Source organism: Hominimerdicola alba (assembly GCF_900112155.1).
Taxonomy (GTDB): domain Bacteria; phylum Bacillota; class Clostridia; order Oscillospirales; family Ruminococcaceae; genus Hominimerdicola; species Hominimerdicola alba_D.
The window spans coordinates 47,968-73,780 of sequence record NZ_FOKQ01000010.1; the positions used below are offsets into that span (position 1 = coordinate 47,968).

Annotated in this window: 26 protein-coding genes and 1 pseudogene; 16 read left to right on the forward strand and 11 right to left on the reverse strand. The window is 48.7% G+C overall.

The features are described from left to right. The 3 genes and pseudogenes from BM265_RS20985 to BM265_RS07350 form a co-directional block, all read right to left on the reverse strand. Window positions 1-501 carry a peptidylprolyl isomerase gene (locus tag BM265_RS20985; protein WP_431767987.1) on the reverse strand — a complete coding sequence of 167 codons (501 nt, stop codon included), beginning with the start codon at window positions 499-501 and terminating at the stop codon, window positions 1-3. A gap of 117 nt (window positions 502-618) precedes the next feature. Then, window positions 619-1,026 (reverse strand): annotated as a pseudogene (locus BM265_RS20990) (peptidylprolyl isomerase); the annotation flags it as partial. A 379-nt stretch (window positions 1,027-1,405) separates the two neighbouring features. Beyond that, window positions 1,406-2,140 (reverse strand): peptidylprolyl isomerase, encoded by a 735-nt coding sequence (locus tag BM265_RS07350; protein ID WP_074960941.1) that lies wholly within the window; start codon window positions 2,138-2,140, stop codon window positions 1,406-1,408. 242 nt (window positions 2,141-2,382) lie between these two features. Between BM265_RS07350 and BM265_RS07355 the strand changes: the two genes are divergently transcribed. The 5 genes from BM265_RS07355 to BM265_RS07375 all read left to right on the forward strand — a co-directional run bounded on the left by BM265_RS07355 (window position 2,383) and on the right by BM265_RS07375 (window position 8,629). Beyond that, window positions 2,383-5,043, forward strand: coding sequence for a YfhO family protein (locus tag BM265_RS07355; RefSeq protein WP_074960942.1), 2,661 nt, complete (start codon window positions 2,383-2,385; stop codon window positions 5,041-5,043). A 16-nt stretch (window positions 5,044-5,059) separates the two neighbouring features. After that, entirely contained in the window at window positions 5,060-6,004 is a 945-nt protein-coding gene (locus BM265_RS07360; RefSeq protein ID WP_074960943.1) for a LysR family transcriptional regulator, read from the forward strand. A gap of 119 nt (window positions 6,005-6,123) precedes the next feature. Beyond that, window positions 6,124-7,323, forward strand: coding sequence for a trans-sulfuration enzyme family protein (locus BM265_RS07365; protein ID WP_074960944.1), 1,200 nt, complete (start codon window positions 6,124-6,126; stop codon window positions 7,321-7,323). A 73-nt stretch (window positions 7,324-7,396) separates the two neighbouring features. Beyond that, window positions 7,397-7,903 carry a kinase gene (locus BM265_RS07370; protein WP_177219554.1) on the forward strand — a complete coding sequence of 169 codons (507 nt, stop codon included), beginning with the start codon at window positions 7,397-7,399 and terminating at the stop codon, window positions 7,901-7,903. Between the two features lie 45 nt (window positions 7,904-7,948). Further along, on the forward strand, window positions 7,949-8,629 hold the full coding sequence (locus tag BM265_RS07375) for a JAB domain-containing protein (RefSeq protein ID WP_074960946.1): 681 nt from the start codon (window positions 7,949-7,951) through the stop codon (window positions 8,627-8,629). 110 nt (window positions 8,630-8,739) lie between these two features. Here the strand turns inward: BM265_RS07375 and spoVAC are convergent, their stop codons facing one another. Next, on the reverse strand, window positions 8,740-9,198 hold the full coding sequence (gene spoVAC, locus BM265_RS07380; RefSeq protein ID WP_081358389.1) for a stage V sporulation protein AC: 459 nt from the start codon (window positions 9,196-9,198) through the stop codon (window positions 8,740-8,742). Window positions 9,199-10,831: 1,633 nt separating this feature from the next. On the opposite strand from spoVAC, the gene BM265_RS07385 reads away from it, so the two are divergent. The 11 genes from BM265_RS07385 (at window position 10,832) to BM265_RS07435 (ending at window position 19,009) form a co-directional block, all read left to right on the forward strand. Further along, window positions 10,832-11,164 carry a PadR family transcriptional regulator gene (locus BM265_RS07385; protein WP_024858421.1) on the forward strand — a complete coding sequence of 111 codons (333 nt, stop codon included), beginning with the start codon at window positions 10,832-10,834 and terminating at the stop codon, window positions 11,162-11,164. Beyond that, window positions 11,151-12,005 (forward strand): DUF1700 domain-containing protein, encoded by an 855-nt coding sequence (locus BM265_RS07390; RefSeq protein WP_074960947.1) that lies wholly within the window; start codon window positions 11,151-11,153, stop codon window positions 12,003-12,005. Before BM265_RS07385 ends, BM265_RS07390 begins: the two co-directional genes overlap by 14 nt. A gap of 15 nt (window positions 12,006-12,020) precedes the next feature. Further along, window positions 12,021-12,803 (forward strand): DUF4097 family beta strand repeat-containing protein, encoded by a 783-nt coding sequence (locus BM265_RS07395; RefSeq protein WP_074960948.1) that lies wholly within the window; start codon window positions 12,021-12,023, stop codon window positions 12,801-12,803. A gap of 58 nt (window positions 12,804-12,861) precedes the next feature. Further along, on the forward strand, window positions 12,862-13,593 hold the full coding sequence (locus tag BM265_RS07400) for a CPBP family intramembrane glutamic endopeptidase (protein ID WP_074960949.1): 732 nt from the start codon (window positions 12,862-12,864) through the stop codon (window positions 13,591-13,593). Between the two features lie 56 nt (window positions 13,594-13,649). Then, window positions 13,650-13,898, forward strand: a complete 249-nt coding sequence (locus BM265_RS07405) for a hypothetical protein (RefSeq protein WP_074960950.1) — start codon at window positions 13,650-13,652, stop codon at window positions 13,896-13,898. A 32-nt stretch (window positions 13,899-13,930) separates the two neighbouring features. Further along, window positions 13,931-14,623 (forward strand): flavodoxin family protein, encoded by a 693-nt coding sequence (locus BM265_RS07410; RefSeq protein WP_074960951.1) that lies wholly within the window; start codon window positions 13,931-13,933, stop codon window positions 14,621-14,623. A 106-nt stretch (window positions 14,624-14,729) separates the two neighbouring features. Next, window positions 14,730-15,020, forward strand: coding sequence for a PspC domain-containing protein (locus tag BM265_RS07415; protein WP_074960952.1), 291 nt, complete (start codon window positions 14,730-14,732; stop codon window positions 15,018-15,020). A 70-nt stretch (window positions 15,021-15,090) separates the two neighbouring features. Next, window positions 15,091-15,273: a PspC domain-containing protein gene (locus tag BM265_RS07420; protein WP_074829670.1), complete on the forward strand. Its 183-nt coding sequence runs from the start codon at window positions 15,091-15,093 to the stop codon at window positions 15,271-15,273. A 233-nt stretch (window positions 15,274-15,506) separates the two neighbouring features. After that, window positions 15,507-16,940: a LicD family protein gene (locus tag BM265_RS07425; protein ID WP_074960953.1), complete on the forward strand. Its 1,434-nt coding sequence runs from the start codon at window positions 15,507-15,509 to the stop codon at window positions 16,938-16,940. A gap of 25 nt (window positions 16,941-16,965) precedes the next feature. Further along, on the forward strand, window positions 16,966-18,240 hold the full coding sequence (locus tag BM265_RS07430; protein ID WP_074960954.1) for a CDP-glycerol glycerophosphotransferase family protein: 1,275 nt from the start codon (window positions 16,966-16,968) through the stop codon (window positions 18,238-18,240). A 16-nt stretch (window positions 18,241-18,256) separates the two neighbouring features. Beyond that, a complete protein-coding gene (locus BM265_RS07435) occupies window positions 18,257-19,009 on the forward strand; it encodes an IspD/TarI family cytidylyltransferase (protein WP_074960955.1) in 753 nt (250 codons plus the stop codon). Window positions 19,010-19,114: 105 nt separating this feature from the next. On the opposite strand, the gene BM265_RS20005 is transcribed toward BM265_RS07435, so the two are convergent. The 7 genes from BM265_RS20005 to BM265_RS07470 all read right to left on the reverse strand — a co-directional run bounded on the left by BM265_RS20005 (window position 19,115) and on the right by BM265_RS07470 (window position 25,802). After that, window positions 19,115-19,252: a hypothetical protein gene (locus BM265_RS20005; protein ID WP_177219555.1), complete on the reverse strand. Its 138-nt coding sequence runs from the start codon at window positions 19,250-19,252 to the stop codon at window positions 19,115-19,117. A gap of 9 nt (window positions 19,253-19,261) precedes the next feature. After that, a complete protein-coding gene (locus BM265_RS07445; RefSeq protein WP_074960957.1) occupies window positions 19,262-19,816 on the reverse strand; it encodes a hypothetical protein in 555 nt (184 codons plus the stop codon). A gap of 142 nt (window positions 19,817-19,958) precedes the next feature. Then, window positions 19,959-20,651, reverse strand: a complete 693-nt coding sequence (locus tag BM265_RS07450; RefSeq protein ID WP_081358390.1) for an ECF transporter S component — start codon at window positions 20,649-20,651, stop codon at window positions 19,959-19,961. Continuing rightward, complete coding sequence (locus BM265_RS07455; RefSeq protein WP_074960959.1) at window positions 20,648-22,237, reverse strand: ABC transporter ATP-binding protein; 1,590 nt, start codon at window positions 22,235-22,237, stop codon at window positions 20,648-20,650. Before BM265_RS07455 ends, BM265_RS07450 begins: the two co-directional genes overlap by 4 nt. Continuing rightward, the gene (locus BM265_RS07460; protein ID WP_074960960.1) at window positions 22,210-23,070 is read right to left on the reverse strand and encodes an energy-coupling factor transporter transmembrane component T family protein; all 861 of its coding nucleotides are present in this window, start codon (window positions 23,068-23,070) and stop codon (window positions 22,210-22,212) included. The genes BM265_RS07455 and BM265_RS07460 overlap by 28 nt, the downstream gene beginning before the upstream one ends. Further along, window positions 23,067-23,552, reverse strand: a complete 486-nt coding sequence (locus BM265_RS07465; RefSeq protein ID WP_074960961.1) for a DUF4430 domain-containing protein — start codon at window positions 23,550-23,552, stop codon at window positions 23,067-23,069. Before BM265_RS07465 ends, BM265_RS07460 begins: the two co-directional genes overlap by 4 nt. Window positions 23,553-23,981: 429 nt before the next feature. Then, a complete protein-coding gene (locus BM265_RS07470; RefSeq protein WP_074960962.1) occupies window positions 23,982-25,802 on the reverse strand; it encodes a transglutaminase-like domain-containing protein in 1,821 nt (606 codons plus the stop codon). Window positions 25,803-25,813 lie beyond the last annotated feature (11 nt).

Here is a 25,813-nt window from a genome sequence, read left to right on the forward strand (position 1 = left end):
TTAGTATTTTACAGTGAACTGTACTCTGTCATTGCCGTTCTCATCAGCATCTATCATCTCAGCCTTTACGATGGTGATAGGTGTGCCGGGAACAGAAAGCTCTGCATAGCCGCCGTCGGTGTAGCCGCGGGATACAGTTGTGAAACCGTCAACAACCTCCATACCCTCGGTAACTTCACCGAATGCCGCATAGCTGCCGTCCAGGTAGCTGCAATCTGTATAGCAGATGAAGAACTGGCTGGAAGCGCTGTCAGGATCGTTTGATCTTGCCATGGATACTGTGCCGCGAACGTGCTTCAGATCGTTATCAACGCCGTTCTCGCTGAACTCGCCCTTGATGGTCTCTGAAGAACCGCCCATTCCTGTGCCCTCGGGGTCGCCGCCCTGTGCCATAAAGTCATCAACAACGCGGTGGAATGTCAGACCGTCATAGAAGCCCTCGCTTACCAGCTTTTTGAAGTTCTCGCAAGTGATAGGAGCCTTATCAGCGTGGAGAGTCATGGTGAATGTGCCTTCCTTGAACTCTCTCTCTGTGAAGTCAACGGTGAACTTTGCTCTTTTATGACCGAGATCATCATCAGATATCATCTTAGCCGATGTGATGGTTATGGGATTTACGGGAGATGCAAGCTCATTATTAGCGTTCATTGTTCTGTCGCAGTTGAGGAACTTGTCAACAGTTTCCATGCCGTATGATACCTCACCGAATGCTGCATAGTTGCCGTCAAGGAAATCGCAGTCTCTGTAGCAGATGAAGAACTGGCTGGAAGCACTGTCATTCTCCTGTGATCTTGCCATGGATACTGTGCCTCTTAAGTGCTTGAGGTCATTATCAACGCCGTTGTTGGTGAACTCGCCCTTGATGTTCTCGCCCGAGCCGCCTGCGCCTGTACCCTCAGGGTCGCCGCCCTGTGCCATGAAGTTTGCCACAACTCTGTGGAATGTCACACCGTCATAGAATCCGCTGCTTACCAGCTTTTCAAAATTCTCGCAGGTGATGGGCGCCTTGTCCTCACGCAGTGTGATAACGAAGCAGTTGCCCGAGAGATCCTCGTCACCGGAAGTAACAGCATCTCCGCCATTGTTCTGTGCCGCGTTATTCTGGTCATCGGAAGCCTTTGAGTTATCTTCCTTTTCGTGTACGTTTCCGCATGAAGCGAACGCACCGCAGGACAGTGTCATAGCCACTGTCAGCGCCATAACTTTCAGCGCTTTGGTTATTCTGTTTCTTTTCAAGTTTTTCAAATCCTTTCATTGATTACCGCCGCTGTGAGCGGCCACTATATTATTGTCGCTTCTCAATTATAGCACCTATCTTCTCAAAAATCAACCGAAAGCTGTATATTTCACCGAAATTTCATCATTCTGACTTACTGCGGCTGACTTTTCGGAGACCGCTGCCAAGCTACGCCTTATTATTCCCGCCCTCTTTAAATTCAACAGTAAACATCGCTCTTTCATGACCCTCAGCATCAGCAGATATCATCTCCGCCTTTGTGATGGTTATTGGGTATACGGGAGAAGCAAGCTCGTTGATTTCGTTCAGTGTCCTTTCGCAGTTGAGGAATCTGTCAACAACTTCCATGCCCTCAGATACCTCGCCGAAAGCCGCATAATTTCCGTCAAGATCATTACAGTCTTTGTAGCAGATAAAGAACTGGCTTGAAGCACTGTCCATGTCCTGTGACCTAGCCATTGATACCGTACCTCTTACGTGTTTAAGGTCATTCTCAACGCCGTTATTGCTGAATTCGCCCTTGATACGCTCACCCGAGCCCCCTGTGCCATTGCCCTCGGGGTCGCCGCCCTGCGCCATGAAGTCTGCCACTACTCGATGGAAAGTCAAGCCATCATAGAACCCGCTGTTTACCAGCTTCTTAAAATTCTTGCAGGTGATGGGCGCTTTATCCTCACGCAGTGTTATCACAAAACTGCCCACCGATATATCCTCATCGGCAGAGGTGATAGTATCCTCGCTTTCCTGCACCGCAGTACTCCTGTCATCGGAAGTCTTCGGACTACCCTCGTTTTCATGTGTGTTACCGCACGAAGCAAACACCCCGCAGGTCAGTGTCAGGACCACCGTCAGTGCCATGACTTTCAGCGCCTTTGTTATCCTGTTTCTTTTCATACTTTTCATTCCCTTTCATTTCAGACCGTCCCAAAGAACAGTCCGTGTATTATTACCATTTTAAATTATAGCACCTATCTCCCCAATAAACAACCAAAACCTGTATATTTCACCGAAATTTCATCATTCTGACTTACTGCGGTTGACTTTTCAAACCATCCGCATTATAATATATAGTATCTGCGCAAAGTGCTAAAGCCAAAAAGTGCTCAGAAATTTCAATACAAATCCATTGCTAATAAGGGGTCAATATGGAAAAGACAAAAAAGCAAGAACTTCCCGCGGCGCTGCTGACGGTATTATCGGCACCGCTGCTTATCATGGCAGTTATATTATATGCCTATAAACTGGACGGCGCATTTCCTTTCGGCAAAGGCACGGTAGCATGGGGCGATATGATACAGCAGGTAGTCCCACTGCTTATCGATTTCAAAGATATACTTGCAGGCAAGGACGGCGTATTCCTGAACTTCAACAACGCCTCGGGCATGAATATGTGGGCGGTGGTATTCTTTTTCCTGGCAAGCCCATTCTCGTTCCTTGTTGTCTTCATAAAAAAGACGGATATGCTGTACTTTGCAAATATCCTCATCATGCTGAAACTGATGGTATGCGGTGGCACAGCTTCGCTTTACCTTTATAAGACCCGCAAAAAGCTCTATCCCGTATGGATAGCCGCTCTTGGTACGCTTTACGGTCTCTGCGGCTACGGACTGCTTTACTATCAGAACGTTATATGGCTGGATATGATGTACCTTTTCCCGCTGATGCTGCTGACTCTGGAGATGCTATGCGAGAAAAAGCGGGTCCTTCCCTATACCCTCGTACTCGCCGCAATGATGGTGGTAAACTACTATATCGGCTATATGGTAGTAATATTCATCATGCTCTTTATCGGACTTGCCCTCTGCAATATCCGCCGCGAAAAATCAGGCGGTGAGACCGCAGTAAGATTCGCAGTGGGCTCCGTTATGGCAGCTTTGCTGACTGCCGTTGTATGGCTGCCCAGCCTTTTACAGTACACTCAGAGCGGCAGAGTAAAGGATGAATTTTTCAGCTCCATAAAAAGCAAAGGCTTTCTCACCGCATACGAGACCGTACTGCCCACAGTTCTATGCTCGGCATTCGTGCTGACGGCAGTGCTTTTCTTCACCTGCGACGGCAAGCCCCGCAGCCGTAAGCTCAGCAATTATCTCACCTTGTCACTTCTCACACTTATACCGATAATAGTTGAGCCTATCAACCTCATGTGGCACACAGGCAGCTATATGTCATTCCCCTCACGTTTCGGCTTCATCACCGTATTCATGCTGACGGTATGCACTGCCATGTACCTTGAAGAAAGGGATACCATTTCCATTGAAAACAAGCTCACCGACCATGCCGCGATAATCATCCCCGCGCTGGTGGTCACATACCTTTTCATTGATCTAATCACCGATTTCATTGAGAAAAACCGCGAGACCGCAGGCAGATACACAACTTCCCTCTGGGGTGACAGAAACTCCCTTCAGATATGCGTTGCAATATTCCTGCTGATATCGGCTATGTCAGTCCTGATGCTCCTGCTGTACCGCAGGGGTCTCCTCAGCACAAGAACACTTTCCATAATCTGTACTGCACTTATCCTCTGCGAATCCTTTGCAAACACAAGGATATACCTCACCAATTCCGTACTCAACGACCCCGACCGCGCTGAAAATCAGAACAAGGTCTATGACCTTGCCGACAGGATAGATGACGACGAACTGTTCCGTGTAAAGACCGACAGCAAGCTGTTTTACGTCAACCTCATGGGCACCCTCGGCTACGGTTCAATAAGCCACTATACTTCCCTTAACAGTCAGGATTATATGTTCATGATGAAGCGTATGGGCGTGTCCTCAAACTGGATGGATGTCGGCAGCTACGGTGGCACCGAGCTCACCGATATGCTCATGAGCATCAAGTATAAGATAGTCCGCGGTGAAGCCGAAAACGCGGTTTATTCCAATGACAAATACTCCATAACCGAAAACAGCGCGTTTCTCCCTTCGGGAGTTATACTTGACGATATCTCTGCCATCGAGGGCGAACTTCCCGATATGTCCCGCAGCGAGATACAGCAGTTCATCTGCGACAACGTACTTGCCGAGGACGTAGTAAAAGCCTATACCTTTGATGACACCGAAAACGGCAGCGGATATACCGTCACAAACGGCGATACCCTCGATCTTACCCTTGATATCAGCGGCAGACAATCCATCTACTTCGATGCTTTCGACCGTCCCAAGGTAGCCCTCGGCAGTGAAATCGACGGCAGCTTCGATATCATGGTGAACGGCAGCATGATAAAGACAGGCTATCCCAGCGGCGAATTCAACGGCTTGCTGAAACTCGGTGAATTTGAAAACGAGACTGTCACCATCACAGCAATAGTCAAAAAGGATACCGACCTGCGCTCCCTTGGTGTTACAGCCATCGATACCGATAAACTTTATTCCGCCGCAGAAGCCGCAAAGACAGTTGGCTTCACCCGCAAGGGCGGAAAGCTCACAGGCAGCATAAACGCAAATTCGGGAGAATACTGCCTGATAAATGTTCCCTATACCGACGGACTCAGAGTACGCATCAACGGAAAGTCCACCCCATGCATAAGGGTGCTTGGTGACCTCACCGCAGTTGAACTCACCGACGGCGAGAATAATATCACCGTCACCGCTATACCCAAGTGCTTCATCCCGGGACTGATAATGAGCATAGCAGGCGCAGTCCTCTGCATACTGTGGCACTTCGTTATCAGCAAAAAGCTGAAAGTCCCCGAAAAGGCTTCAAAAGCGCTGATGTGGACTGTCATGGTGGCTAGTCTGGCTGTATTTATGGCAGTATATATAGTACCCGTGTTAGTTCACCTCACTGCCGAGGAAAAATAAAGGAGGCGTAAAGTCAATGACCTTACAGCAGCTGAAATATGTAATAACCATCGTGAGCTGCGGCTCTCTCAGCGAAGCCGCAAAACAGCTGTATATCTCACAGCCCAGCCTTTCAAACGCCGTTAAGGAGCTCGAAAAAGAGCTTGGCATCGAGATATTCCACCGCACTCCCCGCGGCATGACCCTATCCTCCGAGGGCACAGAGTTTCTCAGCTATGCAAGACAGGTAGTCGAGCAGGCTGAACTCCTTGAAGCCCACTATTCAGGGGGCAAAAAGATAAAAAGGATATGCTCCATATCCACCCAGCACTATGCCTTTGCTGTTGAAGCTTTCGTGATAATGCTCGCAGAGCTTGACCACGAATCCTATGAGTATACCCTCCGCGAGACCCGCACAGGTGAGATCATCGACGATGTCCGTGACTTAAACAGCGAGGTAGGCATACTTTATATAAACGACTTCAACCGCAAGGTGATACTCAAACTGCTGAAAGAGAACAATCTGGTCTTCCACCCCCTGTTCCGTGCAGATCCCCATGTTTTCATCAGCAAGGCACATCCCCTTGCCAAGGAAAAGCAGGTCACCTATGAACAGCTTGAAGATTACCCCTTCGTATGCTTTGAACAGGGTCAGCTGAATTCTTTCTATTTCTCCGAAGAGATATGCAGTACCCGAACTTTCAAAAAGCAGATACACGTAAGCGACCGCGCAACGCTGTTCAACCTCTTGGGCGGACTTAACGGCTATACCATATCAAGTGGCGTGCTGGGCAGTGATATCAACAGCGGCACGATCACCGCCGTTCCCCTTGCCACCGATGAAGATATGCTGGTGGGCTGGATAGAGAACAGCCGTACCGGACTTTCTGCCGCTGCAAGGCTGTATGTGGATACCCTGAGAAAGGTCATCGACAGCTGCGGTTTCACCCTTATAGACGAAGATGCAAAATCGCCGCAGTAAAAATTCACATATAATTTACAAAATTCAAAATTCAATATGATATAATAGTGTTTAGTATTTTATTATGATAAAGCGAATCAGGCGCATAAATGCCAATTATTCTGAAAGGAAGTAAAATGATGAGTGACAAGAATCTTGAAGAAATGAGTTTTACCACCCGCGCTATCCATGTCGGCGCTGAGCCCGACCCTGCAAGCGGTGCTATCGAGCCCTCTATCTATATGGCAAACAGCTTCCTGCTGCCCTATGACCCCTCTACAATGAACTGGTCAGCCTCCGAAGCTAATATCTATACCAGAAACGGCGGCGTTAATCAGGGTATGCTGGAAAAGAAAGTCGCAAATCTCCACGGCGGTGAGGACTGCGTAGTTCTCGCAAGCGGTGTTGCTGCACTTTCCGCTCTGTTCTTCACAAAGCTCAAAAAGGGTGACCACGTAATATTCTCCACCGTTACTTATATCGCTACCTACCGTATCTTCAACGAACTCTGGTGCGAAAAGTGGGGCATCGAGACCAGCATAGTTGACTGCACCGATATAGAAAAGATAAAGGCTGCTATCAAGCCCAACACCAAGCTTATCCACTTCGAGACCCCCGGCAATCCTACCTGCTGCATCTGCGATATCGAAGCTATCGTTAAGCTGGCACACGAGAACAATATCCAGGTATCCGTGGATAATACATTCTCCTCGCCTTACAATACAAGACCTCTGGAATACGGCGTTGATTTCGTAGTTGAGAGCCTTACAAAGTATATCAACGGCCACGGCGATTCCATGGGCGGCGCTATCATCACCGACCACGAGACCTGCGAAGCTATCCGCTATCAGGCTCAGGTAAACATCGGCGGATGCATCAGCCCCTTCAATGCATGGCTGATTCAGAGAGGCGCAGCTACATTCCCCCTGAGAATGCAGGTGCATAACGACAACGCTCTGGCAGTAGCAGAATGGCTTGAAAAACAGCCCTGCGTAAGCTTCGTAGCTTATCCCGGTCTGAAGAGCTTCAAGAACCACGAGCTGGCAGTTAAGCAGATGAAGCACGGCTTCGGCGGCGTACTCAGCTTCGGTCTCAAGGGCGAGCACGACCTCTATAACAGAGTTGTTACTCACCTGAATGTATTCACATCAGCTGTATCCCTTGGTAATACAGGCAGCCTGATAGTATTCCTCGGTGAAGACGACGAGAGAATGTACCTCTACCCCGAAGAGTTCCACGGCGGATTCTACCGCGTAGCTATCGGTATCGAGGACAAGAACGATCTCATCAATGACCTCAGACAGGCATTCAAAGCTGAGGGTCTTGAGACTGTAGACTGATACAAACAATAACACAATATCCAACGCGGCATTTCCTTTAAAGAAATGCCGCTGTTTTTAAAGGAGGAATATCATGCCCAAGCTCATAATCCTAAGAGGAAATTCAGGCAGCGGAAAGACCACAGTTGCAGAAAAGCTACAGCATATCATCGGCAGAAATACCATGCTGATACCACAGGACTTCGTCCGCCGCGAAATGCTCTATGCCCGAGACGGTGAGGATAGCCCCGCCATTTCCCTGATGATATCCCTTTTAGAGTACGGTTTCGGGCATTTCGATACCACTATCATCGAAGGCATAACAAAATCCGATTGGTACAGCCCCCTTTTCAAACGAGCAAAAGAACTTTACAAAGATGACCTGTACGCCTACTATTTCGATATCCCCTTTGAGGAGACCATCCGCCGCCACGCCACACGGGATAAGTGCGGAGATTTCGGCGAAAAAGAAATGCGGGAATGGTGGAACGATAAGGACTATCTGCCATATCTCCCCGAAAAGACCATCACAGAGGATATGTCCGCGGATGATATCGTAAACATGATACTGCAGGATATCGGATACGAACAGCGATCATAATGATACACCGAAACTACCCGAAATTATCAACAAAGGAGAATCGCTATGGTTGAAAACTCAGGGTACCGCGAACGTATGCGGCAAAGATTCAGAAATGACACCGACCTCAGCAATTTCACCGAGCAGGAAGTTCTGGAAATGCTGCTGTTCAATGTCATTCCCCGCGCCGATACCCGCGAGACCGCACATGAACTGCTGAACGAATTCGGCAACCTGCACACTGTCCTCACCGCCGATATAGATTCCCTCTGCCAAGTAAAAGGTGTGGGCATAAAATGCGCCGAACACCTTGTCTTTCTGGGACAGGCCTTCCGCCGCGCCGAAAAAGAGAGCCTTGTTTCTGTCCGTGCAGACGATTTTGACTCTCTCAGCAGGTACCTCACAAATTTCTTCAAAGGCGATACCACAGGAAGACTGTGCGCTTTCAGCATCAATAAATCGGGAAAAATAACCGCCTGCACCGTCCTCTCTGTCGGCATAACAGATCGGGTCACCTTTGATATTGAAGAGCTGAAAAAGTTCCTGAAACAAAACAGCGCAGAAATGCTCCTGCTAGCCCATAACCGCCCTGACGGCTCCGCTGGACCTACCGAGGAAGATATCCTCCTCACCCGAAAGATCCGCAATCTGCTGGAAGATGAGGTTTATCTTCTTGACCATGTTATAGTTGTTGCAGATGGAATGATCTCTATGCGGTCGATGGGAGGGTTCAGAGCGTTTGAATGAGTAGGTAAACAATCGGGGAACGCCAAGAAAAAAAGGGCGAAAACTCGCAAACCATCGTTCAAAACAAAACCAACGGCTATCCCAACACCCCGAACTACATCAGCACCCACTCACCTAAAAAGATAATAAACGATCCCATAAGCAATACTAGCCAAAGTCCCGTAAAGTATCACAGGTCCGCAAATAATGAATATTTTCGCGCCTACACCAGTGATATAGCCCTCAGTGCGGAACTCCAGAGCAGGAGCGCATACCGAGTTCGCAAACCCCGTTATCGGCACAAGAGTTCCCGCCCCCGCGTGTTTTGCGATCTTTTCGTAAAGCCCCAGACCCGTCAGCAAAGCCGAAATTAATATCAGCGTGATGGAAACTGCCGTTGCGCCTGCCTTTTCTTCCAGACCCAAAGCACCGTATCCCGCCGACAGCAACTGCCCCGCGACGCATATCAAGCCGCCTATAATAAAGGCTTTCGGCACATTTTTGTACCACTTGCTGCCACGCTCTGCGGCGGCGCACATTTCCTTGTAACGCTCCTTCGTGATGCCCGTTTTGTCTGTAAAATCCTGCATGAAATGACCTCCCGAAAACAATTAACGAAAATCCGCGCAAATAGTCCTCCGTAATTTTCGCTTGAATATGAATATATAAAAACAATATATTGCTGCCCTGATTATTGTTGCCGGGCAGCTTTTATTTATACAATTTTTCGCCCAGTTATTAATGAATTTTTACTACCTGGAAATTTTATCCAGAGGATTTTAAGCGTTGTTGCTAATTCACCTCTTTATAAAACGTTTTTATTGTGGTATTGTACAACGTGAGTTAAATGGTTTAAAAAATAGAATACCACCCACTTCACAATCTGACACACCCGAAATCGCAATATTTGAATCATGATCGCCGAAAAGTTCACACGAAAATTTTCGCTCAGCGGATTTGCGAAAAAGCCCGCGCATCAATTTATATACAAAAAATGTCTTCATTATCGACAGTCCATGTCGGCGCCCGCAGAATTTGTACTTGATTTTTTGCAATTATTAAGAAAATGCAACTTAATGCCATATATTTCCATTAGATTTTAAGCATAGTTGCTAAATCAGCCGTTTAGAAAACGTTTTACTTGTTATATTGTACAAGTAACGTTAAATGTTTTAACAAAGCCCAAAATCAAAATTTTTACCTTCCGGATTCGATTTGTAATTATGTATAGTTGTTGTCTAGTTATCTTCAAAATTATTACGCGAAAAGGCTTAATTTATACAGATTTATTCATAATTATTAAGGAAATTTTGCCTAATTCCAGTATTTACCATAGGATTTTAAGCATCATTGCTAATTCAGTCGTTTATATATCGTTTTTGATAGCAAAATATACAATTCAAATTATGAACAGCATTTCACAATTTCAAACTCAACTTAATTAACCGATTTGCTCCCATCACCCGCTGAATTTTATGTATAAAAATTGTACAATTCCAATCTAAACTATTGCGTTAAAGAGCTTAATTTATACAGATTTCTTCCTAATTATTAAGGAAATTTTGCCTAAATCCAGTATTTTCCAATAGATTTTAAGCATTGTTGCTAATTAAACGATTCACATGATGCTTTTATTGACATTATCCACAATTTAAATTATGAACACTATTTCACAATTTGATTCTCCAACTTAATTAACCGCTCGCACCCCGAATAACGGCTCTTTCTGCTCATGTACTCTCAACACTTTATATAGTAACCGTTCTTCCGAGAACCATTTCTCCTATTATATAGTTTCACTCAACCTATATATAATAGAAAGCCCGCATCTGATCTCAACTCACCCACCCTTGCCACGCTCCAATACTTCACCGGAAGCCCCGCCATTCTCCTGCTAAACCACCCCAAAACACCACACCGAGCCATCGTTTTGTGCATAGTGTTTTGTTAAGCTGTGTTTTACAGCCTAATTGTTGTACAAATATACAAAGTCTTTTTATTTTCACAATATTATATTGACAAATGATATTATACGTCGTATAATATCATCAGAACAAAGATATTGCAGAACTCAAAATACTGTAAGAGAAAAAATATTACACAGTATAAAATGCACTGCAGAGCAAAAGAGATGAGATGACATCAAACAAAAGACAAAAGAGAACACCCAAAAGGCAAGGAGAATGACTTATGCACAGAGTTATCAAAGAAAGGAGCAGGAATATGGGATTTCCGGTCAATGCAGGACTGCTTGATGCAATGGTGCTTTCGGTGGTCCAGAACGACGATACCTACGGTTATGAGATAACACAGTTTCTCAGAAAAGCCGTTGATATCTCGGAATCAACCCTCTACCCCGTACTTAGAAGGCTCCAGAAAAACGACTATCTGGAGACCTACGACAAAGAGTTCATGGGAAGAAACCGAAGATATTACAGAGTCACCCCAAAGGGTAACGAGGCGCTGGAAGAATATCGTCAGGAATGGCAGACACACAAAGAAAAGGTAGACAGTATATTGATGAACAAGGGGGCGGACGATAATGAACAGACTTGAATTTCTTACAAGCCTCAGATATAACCTTGAAAAAGGCGGGCTGCCCCGCGAGGATATCGAGGACGCGCTCAGCTATTATGAGGAGATATTCCTCGATGCAGGTTACGGCAGTGACGAACAGACAGCACAAACTCTGGGAGATCCTGAGACACTCGCTAAGGAGATACTGATAGAAAACGGTATCCACCCCGAAGGCGATGCTTCATTTGAAGTCGGTGCTGCTAAAAGAGCGCCCTTTGAAGACGTTCAGGACGTTGCATTTGAAGAAGTCGGCAAGGAAAATACCGAACAGAACGGTTCCTACAATTATGGCTACGGCTATACAGGTTCTGAAAATACCGCACATACAAACAATTCTCAGTACGGTTCTTCTCAGACTTCCGGCGGTATATTCTTTGATGCCGCTACAAAAGTCAATCAGGCACTTGACGGCGCTCTTCACAGCGCAAGAGAAGCTTACGACAGAAACTTCAACGACCCCACAATGACAGCAGAACAGAGAACGACCCGCAACAACAGCCTGCTGAAAGTGTTACTGATAATAGTTACCTTCCCCCTGTGGATAGGAGTAGTTGCAACTGTCGGCGGACTTCTCTTCGGATTGGTGGCAGCACTTTTCGGTATTGTTATCGCACTCATCGCAGGTGGATTTTCAATGGTGATAATGGGAATTAAGCTTCTGTTCACAGTTCCCCCCGCAGGCATCATGACCATAGGTCTCGGTATGATATTCCTGGGTATCTTCGGACTTGTTGCAAAGCCCGGATTCGCAGGTATCAGAAAACTGGCAGGCAAATTTATAAATGGTTTCCGCGGACTGTGCGGTAAGATCTTCGGATAAAAGGAGGAGACAACTATGAATAATATAGATCTGGAAGAAAAGACATACACAACAGGCAGGAGACCTTTCCCCTATTTCTCCGTCGGAATGATCGTTGTAGGTACCGTTATGCTGATAGGCGGCGCGGTATTCTATAAGACCTCCGATAATCCGAATTACAAAACTATCCTGACTTCCGTTTCAGAGGATGTGGAACTTGGAAAGACCGAATCTGTAAAGATAGATATGGGCGCAGGAACCCTCAAAGTTCTCCCCAGTTCCGATGACCGCGTTCATATCGAGGGCGACGTTCCCAAGAACTATACCCTCAAAGAAAGCGGCGGAACCCTTCTGGTCGACCTGCATTCAGGATGGAACCTGAACTTTGGTTTCCTTGACCTTGATAAGACCACCGTTGATGCAACTCTCTATCTCCCAGACAAGGAGTATGAAATGGTCGAACTTGATGTTGGCGCAGGTGAGATCACCGTTAACGATATCAAGTGCAAAAAAGCTTCCTTTGAAACAGGCGCAGGCGAGCTGACCGCAAAGGGCATAAACTGCACCGGTGAGGTCAAGGTAGATATCGGCGCAGGCGATATCAAATTCACACATTCTGTAACAGGCGGTCTCGATGTAGATATAGGCGCAGGCGATTTCGAGTACAGCGGCGAAGTCAACGGAGATATAGATGTTGACTGCGGTGTAGGCGACTGCGATATCGAACTTACAAACAGTAAGAGCGAATATGATAAGAAATACTCGGTGACTTACGATAAGGGCATCGGCGATGTAACGGTAGAATTCAAAAACGATTAAGATATCCCCACAGAAACGAGCACAGACCAAACGTCAGCAATAAAACGGAGAAATAGATATGGCTAATGAAATAAACAGAGAGCGCGTCTGGAAAAAAGGGCGCACAGTGAGCCCGGCACGTTTGGCAAAGCGGCGAGAAAATGACCTGATAAGCCTTATAATGGGCTTTCTGGGAAGTATGGTCGGCTTGTGTATGCTGAGTATATTCCTCAATCCGCTAACGAAGGATATGCCCCTGGCACTTCGGGCGACACTGCTTTTCGTCCTTTACTGGGCAGTGGCAGTTATACCCATAATACTTATCCGCCAGGATAAAATGAGTGCCGCCGACCTGGGTTTCAAAAAAGAAAAACTTCCTAAACAGATACTTCTCGGCATCGGGCTTGGTCTCGGAACATCACTGGTGCTGACAGGCATACCCGTACTGGCAGGCTTCGGAGAATATGTGAACAACGGCAAAGACTATACCGAACCATGGCAGTTCATCTACGATTTCGCCTACTGCATACTTGCCGTGGGCGCCGCAGAGGAACTTGTGTTCCGCGGCTTCATTTTCAGCAAACTGAAAAACCTTTTCAGCAAAGAGATATCCGCTGTCATAGGTTCGTCCCTGCTGTTCGGTCTGTTCCACATCTTTACAGGCAATATCATACAGATGTTAATAACAGCAGTTATAGGCTTCATCTTCTGCCTGTACAGAACAAAGATAAAGGATTGCACGCTGCTATCGCTGATAATTTGCCACGGCGTATATGACGCTATGATAACCGTCTGGGCACTGCACGGATAAATAAAAGAAATACCGTCAGTCCCTGAATGTGAAAAAAGACAAAAGGAACCAACAAAATGAAAAGAACATTTAAAATAACAGGATTACTATTATTTACCCTGATGATGCCTGTCATCATAGTGACAGCGATGATAGCAGGAGATACCCGCACAGATATTTCCGAAACCGACAGCATCACCGCAGATACCGATATCACCAACAACACCGAACACCCGCTGATATCACTTTCGGGCTTCGGAACTTCATTACAGGCATCGGTATCACGCAGCCGACTGACTATAACCACACATATCCCCGAAGAATAATAACTTCATATCATTACAATAAGGGGTACAACATGAAAACAGTCATAATACACGGACAAAGCCACAAAGGTTCTACATACAATATAGCACATATGCTGGGCGAGAAGATAGGCGGCGAACTGACCGAGTTTTTTCTGCCAAGGGATTTCGGCGAATTCTGCACAGGCTGTACCCGCTGTTTTCTCGAACATGAAAGCAAATGCCCCCACTATTCCAAACTCGCACCCATAACCAATGCGATAGATGAAGCCGATGTGGTGATACTGGCAAGCCCCGTATACGTCTACCATGCAACAGGTGCCATGAAAGCTTTCCTCGACCACTACGGCTACCGCTGGATGGTACATTCCCCCGATGGCAGAATGTTCACCAAACAAGGTGTGTGCATATCCACCGCCGCAGGGGCAGGCATGGGGAAAACAAATAAGGATATGGGCGACAGTCTCTTCTTCTGGGGCATAGGTAAGATCTATAAATACGGCGTTGGCGTAATGGCTATCGACTGGGACAGCATATCCCCAAAAAAGCGTTCCGCCATAGACCGAAAGACCACAGCTATGGCAAATGCCATAAGATCACGTGCAGGTCATGTGACACCATCACTAAAAACAAAAGCCGTGTTCTTCGGTATGCATCTTCTCCAGAGAAAAGGCATAAACGAACGCGACCAAAAACACTGGCAGGAACAGGGCTGGACAGGCAGTAAACGCCCCTGGAAGACCTGAACCGAAATTTAAAGACTATTTAATAATTTTAAAGGTATAATAAGTATACAGAGAAACGACACAAAACGAAAAAACTATTTGCAGACGACCGAAAGGAGATAACATTATGAACGGAAAGAAGCTTTACAGAGTAAGAAACGGTTCCATGATAGCAGGAATATGTACAGGTCTGGGCGCATATCTCGACCTTGACCCCAACATCATCAGGATAATATGCGTAGCAGGCTGCTGCGTAGGCGGACTGCCCATTATACTCTATATACTGGCAGCCATATTCCTCCCCGAGGTACCCGATGCCGCTATGGCAAGGGGTCAGGCACCGGAGCAGAACTACTCTCCCGTAGTTGATATCCCCCCTGAGAATATCAATAATACAAATGATAAAGATATCATCTGACGGTATTGACAAACCGCGTAAACAATAGTATAATTTCAGTAAAATATAACACACCGAAAGGAGTATAACTATGGAAAAGAAGCTTTACAGAATAAGAAACGGTTCCATGCTGGCAGGTGTATGCACAGGTATAGCAGCATATTTCAATGTTGATGTGAACATCGTCAGACTGGGCGCAGTTATCCTGGCGTGCATGGGCGGTGTAGGTATCATTCCCTATATCGTAGCCGCTATAATCCTTCCCGAAGGCTAAAAAGATCACCTTTTACCATAATGAAGTATCGGACGTTCCTGCCCTGCGCAGAGAACGTCTGTGCTTTTTACATGAGGAATCAGCATAAATTTGTCCCGTTTAAGCCTGTTTAGTTGTTAATATCGCTAAAACTTTGCTTTGCGGGACTTTACTCGCTTTACAACTCAGGTGAATGGTGCTATAATATATGGGTATATTTTAGGCAATACTGCCTTGATACTGGAGGTGCAGCTATGCTGTCCGAAAATGTGCTTAATGATTATACCGAGGACTGGGTGCAGCGCTGTGCAAAATCAGACTGTGTCCGCTTTGATATACTCCAGCGCCGCGGCATAATGCTTTTCTGCGATGATAAGCAGATAAAACAGACCTTTGAAAATATATTTGAAAAAAAGGACGTGTACTGCACAGATGTCCCTCTTTCAGGGAACGAAGAAGTGCTGTGCTGTCGCTTTTCTTTTTGTCGGGGAGTAGTTCCCAACGGCGAATATTCTCCACATATCATAATTACCGATATGCCCGAAGAAGCCGAAAAATACAGGGATACCTGCGCTGTACTCTATACGGGCAGGATATTCGGCGCAGGCTTTGAACACAGCGGTTCCCCCCGTGAAAACAGCGCAACCGGGATACACGATGTATTCGCAGCCGCACTGTTCATGGCATCACGGAAGAATATCCGCAACGGTGTTTACTACTGCGGTTTCGGCGGCTGTAATATCAAGGCAAAGTCCCTTGTCTCAGGCGGATATAAACCCCTGCTGACCTACGAGGACAGCACCTTCATGCTGGAATACTCAAAAAAATACGAGGATAAGCTCTTCTGCTTCGATAATACCTACGGCGGAAAGCTCTCTCTCCTGCATGATTCACTGTTCCTGTGCCTTGAAGAATTCGACAGGATATGCCGCAAAAACGGCATAAAATATTATCTGGGCGGAGGCACTCTGCTGGGTGCAGTACGCCATAAGGGTATGATACCCTGGGACGATGATATGGATGTTATGATGCTGAGAGATGACTATAAGCGCTTCCTCTCAGTGGTTGGCAGCGAGATAAACAGCCATGAGTTCTTCTTCCAGTCATCGGATACCGACAGCGAATACCACAGCATATTCACCAAGATAAGACTTAACGGCACCGAGTTCAAAACACGGTTCTCGTCACGCTTCGGCAGTATGCATCAGGGTATTTTCATAGATATCTTCGTGCACGATAAAACAGCGGATATAAAAGTCCTGCAAAAGCTCCATGTATTCCTCACCCTATTCGTGAGGTCAATGGTCTTCCATAAGTGGGAGGGCACACCCATGCACTTCTACGGAAAACTGAAGCTTCTGTGCAGGCTGACTACAATGTTCATCAAACATACCGATATCCGTACCCTTGAAAAAATACAGGAACGCACAGTCACATTCTTTGACAGATTCCCCACCCGCAGTCTCTATGACGGCACAGGTGAGCATCTGCGCCACGGGGCATTCCCCGCAAAATGGCTGGGCAGACCGAAATATCTCCGATTCGGAGAACGTGAATATCCCGTACCGTCAAACTATGACAAGTATCTGGAATATTCATACGGCGACTATATGAAGCTTATACCCGCCAGCCTGCGTAAAGCAGGTCATGACGTGGTCAGTGTAAATTTTGGAAAATACGGGGAATGACCCCGTACAAACGGAGGAAATTTGAATGAGTGAGTATAAAGTAAAAGGCAAGCTGGGTCAGATACAGCGCCGTGCCGCAGAAAAATCTTTCTTCAAGTTCACTTTCATGCGCGCAAGACAGAAGACCGACCTTCTCATATCCTATCTGATGAAAAAATATATATCCTACAGCACCAAGGATAAGGTCGAGAAGAACAAGATAGTGTTCATGCATTATAATAATGTATATGAATGCAACACCAAGTATATCTGCGATGAGATAATCAAACAGGGGCTCAATTACGATATCGTGTTCGTTACCACCAAAAAGATAATGGACAGCTTCCCGCTCCCGTTCCCCCCCGAGGTAAGAGTAGTGAGAAGAAATTCTCTCGAGCATTTCTATGAGATGGCTACCGCAAGGGTATGGGTGGATAACGCAGTAAACTTCCCCTGGAACTACGTTCCCAAAAAGGGCAACCAGATATATATAAATACCTGGCACGGTTCTATGGGTCTCAAAAAGATAGACCCCGATGCAGTATCCGATAAACACTGGAGAAAATGCGCTGAGACCGCAGGCAGGATAACCAATTTCATGATATCCAATTCTTCCTTTGAGACAATGGTATACCGTACCACTTACTGGAAGAGCAAAAGGGTTAGAGTACTGGAATACGGTCACCCCAGAAACGATATCCTCTTCTGTTCCGATGAGGAGAAGAAAGCTATCAAGGCTAAGGTATGCGATTTCTTCGATATCGAGGAAGATTGCAACCTCATTCTCTATGCACCTACTTTCCGTGATGCAAGAAACCTTGATTGCTACGATATCGACTATAACAGGATACTCGAAGCCGCAAGAAAACGCTTCGGCGGCAACTGGAAGATAGTCAACAGATACCACTTCAAGGTGGCAAACAAGCTGGCAAATGTCAAGGCAGTAAGGAACAACCCCGATATACTTCAGGGCAACCTCTACCCCGATATCCAGGAACTTATGGCTGCCTGCGATATGGGCATCACCGATTACTCCAGCTGGATATGCGATTTCGTCCTAACAGGCAGACCCGGCTTCATCTATGCCAATGACCTCAAATCCTACGATAAGGAAAGAGGATTCTACTATCCCCTGGATTCCACACCTTTCCCCATCGCCGAGAACAATGACCAGATGGAAGCCAATATACTGGCATTTGATGATAAGAAATACGACGCTGATGTTAAGCAGTTCCTTGCCGACAGAGGAAGCAAGGAAGATGGCAAAGCAGCTGAGCGCGTAGTCGGACTTATCAAAAAGTATATGACCGAAAGCAAGTAACGGGAGGAATAATAGAATGAATATAGCAGTAATTTTCGCAGGCGGAAGCGGCGTAAGAATGGGCGCAGGAATACCCAAGCAGTTCCTTGAGATAAACGGCAAGCCCATCATCGTCCACACCCTGGAACTCTTCGAGAACCATAACAACATCGATAAGATATATATCGTAATGCTCAAAGACTATATCCCCTACATGAACAAGCTGGTTAAGAAGTTCGCCATCAGCAAGGTATGCGGCATAGTTGAGGGCGGCGAGACAGGTCAGGATTCCATCTATAACGGTCTGAAAAAAGCCCAGAGCGAGAACCCCGATGATTCAATCGTACTTATCCACGACGGTGTACGCCCCTGGGTAAGCTACGATACCATATGCAACAATATCGAGGGCGTAAAGAAGAACGGCAATGCCATAACCTGCACTCCCTGCTTTGAGACTATCCTCATGAGCACCACAGGTAAGACAGTTGAAACTGTACCCTACCGTAAGGATACCTACGCAGCACAGGCACCCCAGAGCTTCTACCTGGGCGAGATAATCGCCGATCACGATAAGGTAAGAGCCACCGAGAACCGCTATGATAATCTTGTTGACTCCTGCACCCTTATCAAGAGCATAGGCAAGGAAGCCCACATGGTAGAGGGCAATCGCGGCAATATCAAGGTAACGACCCCAGAAGATGTCTATATGTACCGCGCACTTATCCAGTACCGCGAGAACGAGCAGGCCTTCGGCATAGGTTCTACACCTGATATTCTGAAGCAGAAATAAAAAGCAAGAGCGTATGCATTAGTTGCATACGCTCGTTTTTTTTGTTAGCGGTGACTGCGTCGACCGAGTGCCGCGCTTTTTTGCGGTCTGAAGGTTGCTTTTCTCTTATAGTTCGCTATGCATTTTGGCTTTGTGCCTTGAAACGAGGGCTCTGCCTCTAACAGCCAGCTTTGCTGACTGTGGCTCCCTGCAAGCCTTTCGCGAAAGACTTGTGCCAAAGTTCTCTTCCTTGGCAGTTTCCACAAGCGCCCATCACCCCAAAAGCTCATCCTTATCCAGCTCCCAAAGCCTATATACCACAAAATCCCCTGTTTCCAGAGTATTAGCCGGGTGACAAGCTTCAAACTCCCTGCGTGCCGAAAGATACCGCTCCATCTCTTCAATGCTGGCAAAAAGTCCGTTCTCGTTCAGCTCAAACTGCGGAAATACCGATGGTATCTCATGGTATACCGCCGAATAAAAATCCCCGCCCGTGTATGCATAATCATACCCCAGAAACTTTTTACTGCACTTCGGCATCTCCATCACAGGACGCGGCACCTCTGTCTCACAAAGCAAAAGCCTGAAATTGCTTGATCGCTCCGCCCATTTCTTTATGAATCCAATATCCGTGCACGCCGCGATACATTCACCGTCACCGATGTCATAGTAAGTCAGTTCGATATTCTCATCAACGTACTTCTCAAGATCTTTAAAGCCGGGATCGATGCATAAATACCAGTTCATCGAATAATCAAGCCCGTCAATGCCCCTGTATCCCGAATCATTACCCACCAATTTCTGAATAACTATCCCGTTAACTACCATGCCATTCACCTCCAAAAACAGCCAGTCCGCGAAGCGGACAAAAAAGCCCATCGCCGCAGGCGATACCTCTATTATTCATTATTCATTTTTCATTATTCAATATTCATTGAGCGGCATCACGCCCAAGCAAAGTAAGAAAAACTCACTCCCGCCGCGCACCTGCCCCTAAGCCGAACTTGGAATCAAGCCGCTCAAATATCCTCTCCGCAGGCTTCAGAAATATCAGCAGAAAAACGCAGTTTGATACCATGTAGCTCACCGTGAACCATGCCGAAGCCAGTGTCAGCCCCAGGAATCTCTCAGGGGTGAAACCGCCCCCGAGCCACAGAACACTGCATATGTCCATGAATACCGAGTAGCATAATCCCGCCAATGCCCCGAAAATGCAAAGCACTATCTGGTTCTTTTTCAGCCGACTGCCAAGCAGCCCCGCCAGAAGTCCTGTCAGCCCCCATATCATCATCTGGAACGGCGTCCATATCCCCTGGGTGAAAAAGAAATTCGATACCAGAGCCGTCAGCGCCCCCACCAGAAATCCCTGTTCCGCACCAAGGTATATCCCCGCCAGTATTATCACCGCCGCGCAGGGCTTGAAGGCAGGCAAAGGCGCGAATATTATCCGTCCCGTAACCGACAGCGCCGTCATCACCGCCGCAAGAGCTATCTCTCCTGCGGTGGTCTCTTTTTTCTCGAATCTCGTGAAGAACACACCGCATATCACCACAGCCGCCGAACCCGCCAGCCAGCTTGCTGACCGCTCACCGAAGAGCAGACAGCCCCCCGCGATGATCGCCATGCATACCGCAAGCACAGCAGCTTTCATTACTCTCTTCATAGGCATGACCCCCGCAAAGCTCCGCGTAGCCGCTCCACCGTATATGCGTTGGCTACCTCTCCCCGCGCTATCCTGCCCGCCGCCGTGCTGAGACTTCCTGCCCGCGCGAAGAATTCTCCCGCAGGCATCAGGCTTTCAACTCTACCGCCGCAAAGTATGGCACAGCTGTCCGCCAATTCCGCCGCATTTTCAAGGTCGTGGGTCACTGTGAGTACAGCCTTGCCCTCGCCGCAGAGACGTTTAATCATCTCACCGAATTTCTTCCGCGATACCGCGTCAAGCCCCTTGACAGGTTCGTCCAGCAGAAGTATCTCAGGCTCGCACAAAAGCACCCTGCCCAAGGCGCAAAGCTGTGTTTCGCCGCCACTCAGGTCATAAGGGTGGATATCTGCCAGATGTCCGCACCCCAGATATCTTAGCATTTCATCAGCCCGCTCTATGGGCTTTTCCATGGCTTTCAGCGCGAAGATGTAGTCCTCACGCACCGTAGGCTGAACAAATATGTCCCGCGCTTCCTGTGGAAGCATAGCTATGACCGAGGACGGCTTTTTCAGCCGCATCCCGAACACTTTCACCGTACCCGAATAAGCCCTGCAAAGCCCCGCCAGACACCGCAGGAGCGTGGTCTTTCCACAGCCGTTAGCCCCTATCAGCGCCAGATGCTCCCCCTTGTGCAGAAGTATATCCACACCGTCAAGTATGTCATCGCCCCGCCTTTCAAGGGCGAACCTCAGACCCTCAGCCCTGAGAACTTCTTCCCCGAATTTTCTGACTTCGGGCAAAGTCACCTCTTTCTCGTGAGGTATCTCACTCAGCAGTTTCCTGCCCTCTCTTACCGTCAGGGGACATCTCTCATACCCCGCAAAAATCCTCGCCGCCGCAGGCAGAAAACTCTCCGCCCCCGCAACTTTGCACATCTCCCGCGGCGAAGCATCAGCCGCTATCCGACCATTTTCCATGAAGACTACCCTGTCGCACTCCGCAAACAAAAGCTCCGTGGTGTGTTCAGCGATTATCACAGTTGTCCCCGCCTCGCGGTTCAGCCGAAGTATCAGCCCGCTGATATCCTCCGCCGTCACAGGGTCAAGTCTGCTGAAAGGCTCGTCCAGCAGAAGTATCTCAGGCTGCATAACCAGAGCCGCACAAAGGCTCACCAGCTGTTTTTCGCCCCCCGAAAGCTCGTCAAGCTTTCTCCGCAGAAGCTTCCCCAGCCCGAAGCGGGTTATAGTCTCCGCCGCCGCACGACGCACTTCCTCCGCGCTAAGTCCCGCATTTTCAGGGGCGAACATTATCTCGCCGTATACCGTGTCGCTGACAAAACTGTCCTCAGGGGACTGCGCCGCATACCCCACCATGGGCATAGGGCTCTCCGCTTTCTTCCCGAAGACAGATATATCCCCCGAAACTTCACCTAAAGGCGCAATCTCGGGCTTCAAAAGCTTTAACAGAGTAGTCTTTCCGCAGCCCGACCGCCCCATAAGCAGCACAAGCTCGCCCCTGCCTATTTTCAGGTCGATACCCTGAATAGCAGGCGCTTTTGCGTTGTTATAGCGGAACGTCAGTCCCTCGCAGTGTACAGCGTCCATTGAAGCCTCTCCTTTGCCAGAATAATTATGGGGAGCATACATTCTCCCAGATATACAAACGTCATGACCATCTCATATCGTCCAAGACTGACCCGCGGGAAGAACTCCGTAGCCCCGCCAAGCGCCGATAATACCAGTCCCCCGACCGTCAGCAGAACCACTGTCAGAATGAATACATAGTCTTTCAGACGCAAAGCCCGCCTGTCCGAAAACGTCACTTTATGCATCCCGAAACCGCGGGCATTCATGGACTGCGCCGCACCTGCCGCCGCTTCCGCCGACCATGCCATGCAAGCAGTAAACACAGCTGAAACTTCCGCCAGCCGCCCCGAGGGACTATCTCCCCCGAAAAGCCCTGCGCCCCGCTGTGCCTCGCGTATGCGGGAATTTTTGCGTATCAGCCGAGGTATAAATCCTAACGTCATACTGATGGTCATAGCAAGTTTAGGGGAAAATCGTCCGAAGATGCCCAGCATCTCCCGCTCGTTCACCAGACCTCTCAGCACCGCCAGCCACACCCCCGCTCCGCTGAGTGAAAGCCCCAGTTCAAGCCCGTAAAGCATGGATTCCAGGGTGTAGGGACGATCGTTCACAAAAAGCAGTACAGTCGCCCCCCTGTGTGAAAATATGGGGTCGATGACCGCAGTAGCCGCGCAGACAGCCAGTCCTGCCGCCCACGCTTTCAAAGCCCTGCGCCAGCCCTCATTCAAAAGCATACACAAGACACCCGCCAAAAATCCCACACACGCCGCACTCAGCGACCGCGAGAACATTATGACCATCAGCGCTCCTATGACCGCCGCCACCCGCGAAAGCGGTGCAAAACTCCTCATCTGCCCGCCTCCCCGAAAAATTTATCAACGTACTTAAATTCTATCTCGTCCCCGCACTCGGGCTGATATTCGCCGCAGTTGATACCCGGCGCAGTTCCGTTCACCGTATATATCCAGCCGCTCTCTGCCCCAAGCTCGAACTCCTCCAGACCGCCTATACCGCTGATATAAACGGCTCTGCCGCCCTTTGTACCGAAGTCGATGCCCTCGTACCTGAGCACACGCGCGGTCACATCGTAAACGCTCTCGCCCTCAGTCAGCGCGTACTTTCCATCAAGCATAGTTCCGTCCTCGGGCAGACCCTCAGCCCTGCCCACCGCCGCCGAGCAGTCCACCCGTATGGTGACGAACTCGCCGTCCTCGGTTACAGCCGCGGGGTGAAGAGCATAATATTCCTCAGGAGTTTTTATATCCACGAACAGCACAGCCGCCGCCAGAACAGCTGCCGCGCCTGCAAATATCGCCATATCCCGAATTTTCATGCTCTCAACTCCTATCTTAAATGGGGGCAACGGTCGACGCAGTCACATCCCCCATACCCCCGCACTTCAAACCCTAACCGCGACTGCATCGGCTGTGGGCTCTCGCTGTTTGCCGTGTCAAGTTTTTTTGCCAACAGCCAGCGTTTCCTATTTCTCGCCCCTCGTTCCTCGGGTCGAGAAATCAACGAGCTATCGCAGTTGATTTCGGGCGCGGCAATATATTTACGCGGATAGTATGAGCATGTACATACGGTCGCATACGCTCAATTATTTGTTATTACCGCGCCTTTTTTGGGGCGTGAGTTTGTGGTTCTATTTACAGCACTCTTGCCACGCTTTTTTGCGCCTTGAGTTGAGGGCTCTGCCCTCAAACTCCCGCAAGCTTTTCGCGAAAAGCTTGACCAAAAGCTCACTATTGGTTGTTTTCCGCTAATACAGGCCTCTGAGCCAAAGCCCCAGACTTCTCAAAATCCCCTGCTTCCTGCAAGATTGCCGCGCTTCCTCATAAAACTGCTTCGCCGCGCTGACTGCTTCTTCATCGGGGGGATCATCCGAAAACCTCAGCTTTTCATAAGCCCTCTCCGATTCCTCGAATCTCTCTCTCAGCAGACCTTCCGCTTTCTCCGCCATTTCCTCGGGGCTCAATCCGCTGACACCCAGCGCAAGCTCCATCATCTTTTTGCCCTGAAAATGCCATGCTCTCAAAGCCGCCGAATTATCGTGCTTTCTACGCTTCATTCTCCGGAAAGCCGCCCTTGTTCTGCCTGCCGCCAGAAGTATTGCCAGAGCCCCCGCAGGCACCGCAAACAGCACCTTTGACGATGGCTTTTCCGTATTCGTTTCCTCTCTTATCTCCGCGGCTGTCCTCGGGGGTGCCGATGTGTAGATAACGTCCTCAGCCCCCGAAGTCACTTCGTCCTCGTCGCGTTTTTCGCTATCAGCCGAAGCCCCCTCGGGCAAAAGCGGAGAGACTTCCTCATACATGGGTGAGGTCTCGAAGACCACCCAGCCAGCGCCGTCTATGTATACCTCTGACCACACGCGGCGTTCACCATCTGCAAGCTTTGCCCGACCGCTTTCGGGCATCTCGTCAAAGTATATGCCCTTGACTTCTCTCGCCGCGATACCACAGCTTCGCGCAAGACCTACCGTCAGCTCAGCATAGTCCCCGCTGTCCGCGTTTTCGGGTGAAAGCTCCGCCCTCACCGCTTTTCTGACCTCTGCAAGCTTCTTATCCAGGGGCAAAGTTCCGTCCAAGCCGAATCTCTCCCGCAGATGCGTGTCCTCTTCCGCCGTCAGATTTCCGTAAGCCGAATACACATACTCGCGGTAAAGCCCCTCGCAGTCGATGTAATTACCCTCCTGCAAACGCGCCGTCAGCCTGAAAATATTCTCGTTCAGTTCGGGGCAGACAAGGTACTTTCCCTCCGATATCTCCCCGCAGACACCCGCAGGCACGTACTTTCCGCTGACTTCAACTTCCTCAGTCGGCAGAGTTTCACCCGCCGCTTCCATCAGCCGATTCGCCTGATTTTCGGGGGAAAATCCCTCTTCACTCAGCGCCGTAATTATCGCCGAGCCCCTCTCATACTGAGCCTTGCTGCAATGGGGCTGTTCATATTCTTCCGCCATATAAAGGCTTTCTCCACCCGCCGTTGAAACTTCTCCCACGGGCGGGAATTCGGGCATTTTTATAAACACAGCAGGCAGAGCCAGCACAGCCGCCCCAAGGGCAAGTCCCGCTCTGCGAATGTCCTCAGCACCAAAACTGCATACCGATACCGCCAGCGCCAGAGCCCCGCAAAGTGCAAAGGCGTTCCCGCCGAAAAGCACATATCCCACCGCCGCCAGAGCCCCAAGGATCACCGCCGTAACCCTGACACCGAATGCCGCATATACCCCGCAGATAAGCCCGCAGGCTATCACAGGCACGATGTAAGCGTTCTCCGCCGCATCTGCCACAGGCACGTACAAAGCCCCGCGCTTTATGGAATACAAAAACTCAGCATTGTCCGCACAAAGGGCACATTCCGCCATGAAACGCTCATGCAGTACCACCGCCGCCAGAGCTCCGCAAACGGCAGGCAGAAATCCCCACTTACGCCCGAAACGCTCAACCAGGCAAGCCGTCAGGGCGCACAAAAGCAGAGCCGCCGCTGCCGCGTACAGCCCGCCCCATATGCAAAACGTAAGTGCCGCTCCCGCCCCGAAAACCATCGGCGCGGATATATTCCATGTTTTCTCGCCCATTTTATCTCCGC

What these genes read in the sequence shown, in the direction of transcription:
- BM265_RS07350 (WP_074960941.1), bottom strand. Translation starts at nt 2,140, where the DNA reads ATGAAAAGTATGAAAAGAAACAGGATAACAAAGGCGCTGAAAGTCATG.
- BM265_RS07400 (WP_074960949.1), top strand. Translation starts at nt 12,862, where the DNA reads ATGGCTAATGAAATAAACAGAGAGCGCGTCTGGAAAAAAGGGCGCACA.
- BM265_RS07470 (WP_074960962.1), bottom strand. Translation starts at nt 25,802, where the DNA reads ATGGGCGAGAAAACATGGAATATATCCGCGCCGATGGTTTTCGGGGCG.
- BM265_RS20985 (WP_431767987.1), bottom strand. Translation starts at nt 501, where the DNA reads ATGACTCTCCACGCTGATAAGGCTCCTATCACTTGCGAGAACTTCAAA.
- BM265_RS07405 (WP_074960950.1), top strand. Translation starts at nt 13,650, where the DNA reads ATGAAAAGAACATTTAAAATAACAGGATTACTATTATTTACCCTGATG.
- BM265_RS07430 (WP_074960954.1), top strand. Translation starts at nt 16,966, where the DNA reads ATGAGTGAGTATAAAGTAAAAGGCAAGCTGGGTCAGATACAGCGCCGT.
- BM265_RS07385 (WP_024858421.1), top strand. Translation starts at nt 10,832, where the DNA reads ATGGGATTTCCGGTCAATGCAGGACTGCTTGATGCAATGGTGCTTTCG.
- BM265_RS07390 (WP_074960947.1), top strand. Translation starts at nt 11,151, where the DNA reads ATGAACAGACTTGAATTTCTTACAAGCCTCAGATATAACCTTGAAAAA.
- BM265_RS07375 (WP_074960946.1), top strand. Translation starts at nt 7,949, where the DNA reads ATGGTTGAAAACTCAGGGTACCGCGAACGTATGCGGCAAAGATTCAGA.
- BM265_RS07410 (WP_074960951.1), top strand. Translation starts at nt 13,931, where the DNA reads ATGAAAACAGTCATAATACACGGACAAAGCCACAAAGGTTCTACATAC.
- BM265_RS07445 (WP_074960957.1), bottom strand. Translation starts at nt 19,816, where the DNA reads ATGGTAGTTAACGGGATAGTTATTCAGAAATTGGTGGGTAATGATTCG.
- BM265_RS07415 (WP_074960952.1), top strand. Translation starts at nt 14,730, where the DNA reads ATGAACGGAAAGAAGCTTTACAGAGTAAGAAACGGTTCCATGATAGCA.
- BM265_RS07425 (WP_074960953.1), top strand. Translation starts at nt 15,507, where the DNA reads ATGCTGTCCGAAAATGTGCTTAATGATTATACCGAGGACTGGGTGCAG.
- BM265_RS07460 (WP_074960960.1), bottom strand. Translation starts at nt 23,070, where the DNA reads ATGAGGAGTTTTGCACCGCTTTCGCGGGTGGCGGCGGTCATAGGAGCG.
- BM265_RS07450 (WP_081358390.1), bottom strand. Translation starts at nt 20,651, where the DNA reads ATGAAGAGAGTAATGAAAGCTGCTGTGCTTGCGGTATGCATGGCGATC.
- BM265_RS07360 (WP_074960943.1), top strand. Translation starts at nt 5,060, where the DNA reads ATGACCTTACAGCAGCTGAAATATGTAATAACCATCGTGAGCTGCGGC.
- BM265_RS07365 (WP_074960944.1), top strand. Translation starts at nt 6,124, where the DNA reads ATGAGTGACAAGAATCTTGAAGAAATGAGTTTTACCACCCGCGCTATC.
- BM265_RS07420 (WP_074829670.1), top strand. Translation starts at nt 15,091, where the DNA reads ATGGAAAAGAAGCTTTACAGAATAAGAAACGGTTCCATGCTGGCAGGT.
- BM265_RS07435 (WP_074960955.1), top strand. Translation starts at nt 18,257, where the DNA reads ATGAATATAGCAGTAATTTTCGCAGGCGGAAGCGGCGTAAGAATGGGC.
- BM265_RS07395 (WP_074960948.1), top strand. Translation starts at nt 12,021, where the DNA reads ATGAATAATATAGATCTGGAAGAAAAGACATACACAACAGGCAGGAGA.
- BM265_RS07455 (WP_074960959.1), bottom strand. Translation starts at nt 22,237, where the DNA reads ATGGACGCTGTACACTGCGAGGGACTGACGTTCCGCTATAACAACGCA.
- BM265_RS07465 (WP_074960961.1), bottom strand. Translation starts at nt 23,552, where the DNA reads ATGAAAATTCGGGATATGGCGATATTTGCAGGCGCGGCAGCTGTTCTG.
- BM265_RS07370 (WP_177219554.1), top strand. Translation starts at nt 7,397, where the DNA reads ATGCCCAAGCTCATAATCCTAAGAGGAAATTCAGGCAGCGGAAAGACC.
- BM265_RS07355 (WP_074960942.1), top strand. Translation starts at nt 2,383, where the DNA reads ATGGAAAAGACAAAAAAGCAAGAACTTCCCGCGGCGCTGCTGACGGTA.
- spoVAC (WP_081358389.1), bottom strand. Translation starts at nt 9,198, where the DNA reads ATGCAGGATTTTACAGACAAAACGGGCATCACGAAGGAGCGTTACAAG.